General features: G+C 40.9%; 1 protein-coding gene. It reads left to right on the forward strand.

The genetic code is table 11. The features are described 5' to 3' along the window. A partial coding sequence (locus R2R70_RS20850; protein ID WP_410979028.1) for a 2OG-Fe dioxygenase family protein occupies positions 1 to 264 on the forward strand: 264 nt, incomplete at both ends.

Below are 264 nucleotides of genomic sequence, written 5' to 3' on the forward strand. Positions count from 1 at the left end.
GGTGAGCTAAAATTGCAAGCTGCCAAAGCATTTGTTCAAGACGACTCGATTAATACGTTTCAAGGTAACGTTGAACGTACTTACGAAAATTTAGAGCAAAGCCTACTTGAATCAGATGGCATGAAAAGTATTGTCAGTGAGTTTTGCCAGCTTACCGGTATTGATGAAGATCGCGATATTGAAATACATCAATTTAGAATGTTAGCCATTGATAGCGATACGCCAGCAGCGCCAGAAGGCGTGCATCAAGACGGTTTTGATCAT

It is taken from the genome of Cobetia sp. SIMBA_158, from assembly GCF_046566945.1.
Taxonomy (GTDB): Bacteria; Pseudomonadota; Gammaproteobacteria; order Pseudomonadales; family Halomonadaceae; genus Cobetia; species Cobetia amphilecti.